Source organism: Streptomyces griseorubiginosus (assembly GCF_017614965.1).
Classification (GTDB): Bacteria; Actinomycetota; Actinomycetes; order Streptomycetales; family Streptomycetaceae; genus Streptomyces; species Streptomyces griseorubiginosus_B.
In genome coordinates this window covers 22758-30997 of the sequence record NZ_WVUG01000080.1, presented here as the reverse complement: position 1 = coordinate 30997, position 8240 = coordinate 22758, and the positions used below count along the sequence as shown (strand labels likewise).

Annotated in this window: 6 protein-coding genes; 3 read left to right on the top strand and 3 right to left on the bottom strand. The window is 72.3% G+C overall.

The genetic code is table 11. The features are described 5' to 3' along the window. Both GRC12_RS45645 and GRC12_RS17460 read left to right on the top strand, forming a co-directional pair. A partial coding sequence (locus GRC12_RS45645) for an ATP-binding protein (RefSeq protein ID WP_244373053.1) occupies window positions 1-136 on the top strand: 136 nt, incomplete at its 5' end. Window positions 137-391: 255 nt separating this feature from the next. Next, window positions 392-3049, top strand: coding sequence for a SpoIIE family protein phosphatase (locus tag GRC12_RS17460; RefSeq protein ID WP_208780220.1), 2658 nt, complete (start codon window positions 392-394; stop codon window positions 3047-3049). Between the two features lie 43 nt (window positions 3050-3092). On the opposite strand, the gene GRC12_RS17455 is transcribed toward GRC12_RS17460, so the two are convergent. Beyond that, window positions 3093-4403 (bottom strand): hypothetical protein, encoded by a 1311-nt coding sequence (locus tag GRC12_RS17455; RefSeq protein ID WP_208780219.1) that lies wholly within the window; start codon window positions 4401-4403, stop codon window positions 3093-3095. A gap of 130 nt (window positions 4404-4533) precedes the next feature. Here GRC12_RS17455 and GRC12_RS17450 point away from each other — a divergent pair, with 130 nt between their 5' ends. Then, window positions 4534-5532, top strand: a complete 999-nt coding sequence (locus tag GRC12_RS17450; RefSeq protein ID WP_308286568.1) for a phosphotransferase family protein — start codon at window positions 4534-4536, stop codon at window positions 5530-5532. Here the strand turns inward: GRC12_RS17450 and GRC12_RS17445 are convergent. Together GRC12_RS17445 and GRC12_RS17440 are read right to left on the bottom strand one after the other, a co-directional pair. Further along, window positions 5507-6283 carry a succinate dehydrogenase/fumarate reductase iron-sulfur subunit gene (locus GRC12_RS17445; protein WP_208780217.1) on the bottom strand — a complete coding sequence of 259 codons (777 nt, stop codon included), beginning with the start codon at window positions 6281-6283 and terminating at the stop codon, window positions 5507-5509. The genes GRC12_RS17450 and GRC12_RS17445 overlap by 26 nt on opposite strands. Then, complete coding sequence (locus tag GRC12_RS17440; RefSeq protein ID WP_208780216.1) at window positions 6280-8223, bottom strand: fumarate reductase/succinate dehydrogenase flavoprotein subunit; 1944 nt, start codon at window positions 8221-8223, stop codon at window positions 6280-6282. Before GRC12_RS17440 ends, GRC12_RS17445 begins: the two co-directional genes overlap by 4 nt. Window positions 8224-8240 lie beyond the last annotated feature (17 nt).

The window sequence follows — 8240 nt, the reverse complement described above, 5'->3', positions numbered from 1 at the left end:
CCGCGAACGCGTCGCCCACCCCGAGGACGAAGGAGGCCGCGGACTGCAGCTGGTGGCCCACTCCTCCCGCCGCTGGGGTACCCGGCCCGGCGCGGCGGGAAAGACGGTGTGGTTCGAGCTCGCCGTGCCGAACTGAGACGGCGGAGGCTGTACGGCGGCCCCCGCTCTGTAGAACTCCGGCGCGCGTCGGCACAAGCCACGGACGGGTGTGATTCGACGGCGTGTCCGCTGGTTAGAAGACTGGAAGTGTTCTCACAGCCGGGACCGAAAACCGCCGGGACCGTGCTGTGATCGTGAACACCGTGTTGTGCGGCGCCGTAGTGCTGGATACTGTGGGCAGCCGCCCCCGGTGACCGGTACCGGACGCGGTGAGCTGGAGGGGACGGTTCGCGTGAGCGAGATACCAGCGAAGGCCACGGAGTCCGAGGACCCGTCGGACGGCGCGAGGGCGGAGGCCGCGGCAGCAGCCGCGTCGCACGGCCCGGGCCGGGCGACGGGTGGCACGGGGCTGTCCTCCTTCGACGGGACACCGCCCGGTGACGCGATGTGGCAGAGCAGCCCGCCCGGCTCGATCTATGACTACATCAAGGTCGCGTCCTTCTCGATCGGCCCCGACGGCCTGGTGGACCAGTGGAGCCTGCGGGCCGAGCAGCTCTTCGGCATCGCCGCCGAGCGTGCCGTCGGCATGGACCCCATCGAGGCCTTCATCGACCCCGACCTGCGCGAGCAGGGGCAGCGGAAGATGGCCGAGATCCTCGACGGGCGGGAGTGGACCGGTGTGGTGCCCTTCCGGGTCCCCGCGACCGCCGCGGACGACGCGGGCGGGCACGGCCTCGCCGAGGTGTACGTCATGCCGACGCAGACCGAGGACGCCCGCCGGGGTGCCGTCTGCATCGTCGTCGACGTGCGCACTCTGCGCAGCATCGAGACCGACCTTGCCGCGTCGCAGTCGATTTTCGGTCAATCTCCGTTCGGGTTCCTGCTGATCGACACCGATCTGCGGGTGCGGCGCGCCAACCAGCGGTTCGCCTCGCTGTTCGGCGGCACCCCCGACGACCACCGCGGCAAGGGCGTCCACGACTATCTGCCCCGGCCCGAGGCCGAGCGGGTCTCGGCGACCCTGCGCCGGGTCCTCGAAACCGGTGACTCCATCACGGACATGCACGTCACCGGCTTCCTGCCGGGCTCCGACGAGCGCCGCCACTGGTCCATCAACCTCTACCGCGTGCACAGCGGATCGGGCCGCCCCATCGGCATCGCCTGGCTCGGAACCGACATCACCGCCCGCCGCGCCGCCGCCCGGGAAGCGGCCGCCGCACGGCGCAATCTCGCCCTGCTGAACGAGGCGGGCGCCCGCATCGGCAACTCCCTCGACCTGGAGACCACGGCCCGCGAACTCCTCGACGTGGTCGTCCCCGGCTTCTGCGACCTCGCGACCGTCGACCTCTACCAGGGCCTGCTGGCCGGTGACGAGACCCCGCCCGGGCTCGCCGACGGCAGCGCGCAGCTGCGCCGGGTCGCCTTCGCCAGCGCGGTGTCCGACGCCCCGTTCGTCGGCGGCGGCGCGCCGGTCGCCGTGGGCGCCGTCCACCACTACCCGTTCAACTCGCCCTGCGCGGACGCCCTGCGCACCGCCCGCACCCAGCTCGTGCCCGCGGAGGACGGCGGGGTCGTCCAGTCCACGCTGGCCGTGCCGATGGTCGCGCACGACACCGTGGTGGGGCTCGCGCAGTTCGCCCGCACGAAGGGCAGCGAGCCGTTCGGGGACCGGGACCGCGACCTCGCGGTGGAGCTCGCGGCCCGGGCCGCCGTCTGCATCGACAACGCCCGTCTCTACCGGCGCGAGCACGAACGGGCGTTGATACTGCAACGCTCGCTGCTCCCGCCCGGCGACCCGGTCGCCTCCGGACTGGACATCGCCTGCCGCTACCTGCCCGGCAACTCCTCCTCCGACCGGCCCAGCGAGGTCGGCGGCGACTGGTTCGACGTGATCGAACTGCCCGGGCACCGCACCGCGTTGGTGGTGGGCGACGTCATGGGCCGCGGTCTGCGGGCGGCCGTCGCGATGGGCGAACTGCGCTCCGCCGTGCGGACGCTGGCCCTGCTGGACCTCGAACCGGCCGAGGTGCTCTCGGCGTTGGACGAGATCGCCCGCGGGCTCGGCGCCCCCGGCGGTGTCCAGCAGGCCACCCGCGCCGCGCGCCGGCCCCGTGAGGCCGACCTGTCCGAGGTGTACCTGGCGACCTGCGTGTACGCCGTCTACGACTCCGTCACCCGCCGCTGCACCTTCGCCAACGCCGGCCATCTGCCGCCGGTCCTGGTCGAACCGGGCGAGGACGCGCTGATGCTGGACGTGCCGCCGGGCATGCCGCTGGGCGTCGGCGGGGAGCCCTTCGAGGAGGTGGAGGTCGAACTGCCCGAAGGCGCCCTGTTGGCGCTCTACACGGATGGACTGGTCGAAAGCCGCGATCACCCCCTGGACGAGGGCCTGCAGGCCTTCGTGGGCGCGCTGACAGACCCCAGCAGGCCCCTGGAGGACGTCTGCGACCACGTCCTGAACACCCTCGACACCCACCACGGCGAGGACGACATCGCGCTGCTCATGGCCCGGGTGCAGGGGCTGCCCGCCGACTCGGTCGGCGACTGGACGCTGCCGCGGGAGCCGCGGAGCGTGGGCCGGGCCCGGGAGTACGCCCGCGGACAGCTGCTGTCCTGGGACCTGGAGCCACTGGTCGACACCACCGAACTGCTGGTCAGCGAGCTGGTGACGAACGCCCTGCGCTACGGCGAGGGCGAGATCAGACTCCGTCTGCTGCTGGACCGCACGCTGGTGTGCGAGGTCTGGGACTCCGGCCTGGTCCAGCCACGCCGCAGGCGCGCCCGGGACACGGACGAGGGCGGCCGCGGACTGCAACTCGTCGGCCTGCTCAGCGCCGCGTGGGGCTCCCGCCGGACACCGCGCGGCAAGACGGTGTGGTTCGAACTCCCCCTCCCGGACGGCGAGACGGGCCTGACGGACCCCGCGGAGGCGTTGCTGAGCCTGTTCTAGGGCCTGTTGCGGCGCGGGGCAGGCGGGACTTCCGCAACAGGCCCTAGGGGCTCTGCATCGACTGGTCGGCCCGGACGGTGGCCGACCAGGGATCGGTGAGCAGCAGCCGGCGTGCCTCCGCGAGACGGGTGCGCGCTGTGGCGCCCACGGACTCCCGGCGCACCGTGATGTGGGTGTCGGCGGTGGCGACGGCGTTCCGGGCGACCAGGAGGGCCGCTGCCGACAGCACACCGTCCCGGCCCACCCCGAGCGGCGCGGTCGCCCCCACCACGCGACGAAGGGCGTCCAGGGGGTCGTACGGCCGTGCCGTCACCTCTTCCCGCACGGCGGCCAGCACGCGGTCGGCGTCGGCGCGCTCGCTCACGCCCGTGAGCGCCGCCTCCGCGCCGGTCAGGGCGGCCGGCAGGAGGCTCTCGGCCGACGGCAGGTCGGAGGCGAGCCGGTCGACGGCGGTGAGCAGGGCGTCGGCCCGGGCCGTGGAGGTCTCGGCGGCCCGCAGATGCCGTAGCGCGCTCTCCTCGTCGTCCAGTTCGGTCGACTGGCGGACCTGGTTGAGGTGGGTGGTGGCGATCACCAGGCGGTCCTTGGCCTGCTCGACGTACCCGGTGACAGAGCCGGTCGCCGTGGGTCCGTAGCGCTCGGCGAGGCGGGTCAGGGTCGTCTCGGTGGCTCCGGTGCGGGCGGTCAGGTCACGGAAGCGGGTCTCGGCGAACTCCAGCGCCTCTCCCAGGTCCCCGCGGTCGAACCCCTCCAGCCGCCGTCGCGCCTCCAGACACCGGCCGACGATCCCGGTGAGCGTGTGCCGACGGGAGGTCTCGTCCTCGGGTACGCCGTCCTCGTACTGCTGCCGTATCCGGAAGGCTGCCGCCAGCTCGGCCTCGGCGTCCCGCAGGGCCTGCGCCCGGGGTTCCGCGGCCTCCGGACCGATCCGGGCCCGGAGGAAGTCGAGTTCCTCGCGGCGGGTGCGTACGGCGTCGTCGGCCTCGACCAGCAACTGCCGTGCCTGTGCGTCGAGTTCGTCGAGTTCGGCGGGGGGTGAGGTGCCTGGCGCCATGGCGGCGGCAGCCGCCGGTGTCGTCCGGGTCCGCGCCCGCCGGGTCCGCCGTACGTAGCCGTACACGCCCAGCACGAGGGCCGCGGCCGCCGCGACCAGCGGCAGCACCAGGTCGGCGGTCGACGTCTCGTCCGTGCTCGCCGACGCGCCCACGGCGGCCGCGTGCGTCTCGGGCACCGTCGCCCCCGGCAGCACCAGCCACACCACCCCGACCAGCGCGCCGACCAGGGTGTACGTCACCCGCGCGCCTATGTGGGAGGTGGCCCGCCGCGGCCGGCCCCGGATCAAGGATGGCGTCACATTTCGGAGCGTATGGGCGGTAATGCGGGGGCGCGAGCGGGGTGCGGCCAGGGGGCGGAAGGAACAGCGGCAGGAGCAGCGGCGGGAAAAGAGGAGGCCGGGGCCGGGGCGTACGGGGGAGACTCGGCCGGTGAGCACCACACGCCGGCACGCCACCCCTGCCGACCTCGCCCCGCTCGCCCGCGCCGCCCTCGGCCCGGGCCGCACCCTCACCGCCGTGCGCAGGCTGCGCGGCGGCAGCAAGAAGGGCGTCTATCGTCTCGCCCTCGACGACGGCACGACGGCCGTCGCCTACCTCTGGTCGGCCGACGAGGACTACTGGGACGCGGGCCCCTCCGACCTCCGCGACCCCTTCTCCCACGGCACCGGCCTCGGCCTGTTCACCGCGGCCCACGACCGGCTCACCGCCGCCGGCGTCCGCACGCCCCGCCTGCTGCACGCCGACGCCACGCACACCCACCTCCCGGCCGACGCGGCGATCGTCGAGGACGTCACCGGCGGCAGCCTGGAGGAGGCGCTGGAACGGGATCCGCAGGCGGCGCCCGCCCTCATGGAACGCCTCGCCGAGATGCTCACCACGCTGCACGCCCAGGACGCCCCGGCCTTCGGCAAGGTGGCCCTGATCGACGACGGCGGCTTCTCGTACGGGGATTCGTGCGAGCAGCGGGTCACCGAGGGCGCTCTCCGCTCCATCGAGCAGGCCGCCGCGCTCGAACCCCGCGTGGCGGCCGCCCGAGACCAACTCGCTGACGCGGTACGGACGTTGGCCGCGGCGGTCCGGCCCAGAACCAACCCCCACACCCTCATCCACGGCGAACTCGGCCCGGACCACGTGCTGCTGACCGCCGACGGTCACCCGGCGCTCATCGACATCGAAGGCCTGCTCTACTTCGACGTGGAGCACGAACACGTGTTCCTGGAGATCCGCTTCGGCCCGCACTACGACGCCCTGCGCGTCCCGGGCCTGGACCCCGACCGGATGCGTCTGTACCGCCTGGCCATGTACCTGAGCCTGGTCGCGGGCCCGTTGACCCTCCTGAAGGGCGACTTCCCGGAACCGGAGCCGATGCGGGCGATCGCGGAGGGCAACCTCGTGCGGGCGCTCAGCCTGCTGAGGAGCGCCTCCTGATCTTCGAACCGAGCCACACCAGTGGGTCGTACTTGCGGTCGACGGCGCGTTCCTTCAGGGGGATCAGGGCGTTGTCGGTGATCTTGATGCCCTCGGGGCAGACCTCCGTGCAGCACTTGGTGATGTTGCAGTAGCCGAGGCCGTGTTCGTCCTGGGCGGTCTTCTTGCGGTCCAGGCCGGTGTCGGCGGCCGCGTCCAGCGGATGCATGTCCAGTTCGGCGACCCGCATCAGGAAGCGCGGGCCGGCGAACGCCGGCTTGTTCTCCTCGTGGTCGCGCACGACATGGCAGGTGTCCTGGCACAGGAAGCACTCGATGCACTTGCGGAACTCCTGCGAGCGGTCCACGTCCTCCTGCATCATGCGGTACTCGCCGGGACCGAGGTCCGCGGGCGGCACGAAGGCCGGGACCTCGCGTGCCTTCTGGTAGTTGAAGCCGACGTTGGTGACGAGATCGCGGACGACCGGGAAGGCACGCAGCGGCGTGACCGTGATCGTCTCCTCCCGCGTGAACACCGACATGCGGGTCATGCACATCAGACGCGGGCGGCCGTTGATCTCCGCGGAGCACGAACCGCACTTGCCCGCCTTGCAGTTCCAGCGGACCGCGAGGTCGGGGGCCTGGGTGGCCTGGAGGCGGTGGATGATGTCGAGCACCACCTCGCCGTCGTTGACCTCGACGGCGAAGTCCTCCAGGCCGCCGCCCGTGACGTCGCCCCGCCACACCTTGAAGCGGGCCTCGTAGCTGCTCACTCGTACAGCTCCTCTTCGGCGAGGTACTTGACCAGCTCTTCCTTGTCGAAGAGGGCGAGCAGGTCGGAGCGGATGGGTTCGGTGCTCTCGCGGGTGAGGTCGATCTGACCGCGGACGGGGTCCGTGGCCGCGAGCCCGCCCGTGGGGTCGGTCAGCCGGCACAGCAGGTTCACGTTGCGCCACTTGCGGTCCATCGCCGGGAAGTCCTCCCGGGTGTGGCCGCCGCGCGACTCGGTGCGCTCCAGCGCGGCCCGGGCCACGCACTCGCTGACCAGCAGCATGTTCCTGAGGTCCAGCGCGAGGTGCCAGCCCGGGTTGAACTGACGGTGGCCCTCGACGCCGGCCCGGCGGGCCCGTACGCGCAGATCCGCCAGCTTCTCCAGGGCCTGCTCCATCTCGCCCTCGCGGCGGATGATGCCCACCAGGTCGTTCATGGTCTGCTGGAGTTCCTGGTGGAGGGTGTAGGGGTTCTCCGGCGGCCGTCCGTCGTCCTCGCCGGGGGCCGGGCCCTCGGCGGAGAAGGGGCGCAGCGCCTCCGCCGCGGCGGTGTCCACCTGGCCGTCGTCCACCGGCGGGCGGTTCCCCGTGAGACCGGTCGCGTACTCGGCCGCGTGCCAGCCGGCCCGGCGCCCGAAGACCAGCAGGTCGGAGAGGGAGTTGCCGCCGAGACGGTTGGAGCCGTGCATACCGCCGGCGACCTCGCCGGCCGCGAACAGTCCGGGCACCCCGCGGGCCGCCGCCGAGTCCGAGTCGACCGCGATGCCGCCCATCACGTAGTGGCAGGTCGGCCCGACCTCCATCGCCTCCGCCGTGATGTCGACGTCCGCCAGCTCCTTGAACTGGTGGTACATGGAGGGCAGCCGGCGCCGGATGACCTCGGCGGGCATCCGGGTCGACACGTCAAGGAAGACACCGCCGTGCGGGGAGCCCCGGCCCGCCTTCACCTCGGAGTTGATCGCGCGGGCGACCTCGTCACGCGGCAGCAGCTCGGGCGGACGCCGGTTGTTGTCCGGGTCCTCGTACCAGCGGTCGCCCTCCTCCTCCGACTCGGCGTACTTCTCCTTGAAGACGTCGGGGACGTAGTCGAACATGAACCGCTTGCCCTCGGAGTTCCTCAGCACCCCGCCGTCGCCGCGGACCGACTCGGTGACGAGGATGCCCTTCACCGACGGCGGCCAGACCATGCCCGTCGGGTGGAACTGCACGAACTCCATGTTCAGCAGGGGCGCTCCGGCGAGCAGGGCCAGCGCGTGGCCGTCGCCCGTGTACTCCCACGAGTTCGACGTCACCTTGAAGGACTTGCCGATGCCACCGGTCGCGATCACGACGGCGGGCGCCTCCAGGACGAAGAAACGGCCGGTCTCACGCTCGTAGGCGAAGACACCGCTCACCCTCGAGCCGTCCTTGAGGACCCGGGTGACCGTGCACTCCTGGAAGACCTTCAGCCGGGACTCGTAGTCCCCGGTCTCCCGATGGTCCTCCTGCTGGAGGGAGACGATCTTCTGCTGGAGGGTGCGGATCAGCTCCAGGCCCGTACGGTCGCCGACGTGCGCCAGGCGCGGGTACTCGTGGCCGCCGAAGTTGCGCTGGGAGATCTTCCCTTCCTTCGTGCGGTCGAAGAGGGCACCCCAGGTCTCCAGCTCCCACACCCGGTCCGGCGCCTCCTGGGCGTGCAGCTCCGCCATCCGCCACTGGTTGAGGAACTTGCCGCCGCGCATGGTGTCGCGGAAGTGGACCTGCCAGTTGTCGTGCGCGTTGACGTTGGCCATGGCCGCCGCGATGCCGCCCTCGGCCATCACGGTGTGCGCCTTGCCGAACAGCGACTTGCAGATGACTGCCGTACGGGCGCCTCGCTCGCGCGCCTCGATGGCGGCCCGGAGGCCCGCGCCCCCGGCGCCGACCACGACGACGTCCCACTCCTGGCGGTCGACCACGGACATCAGTTAGGCCCCACTCA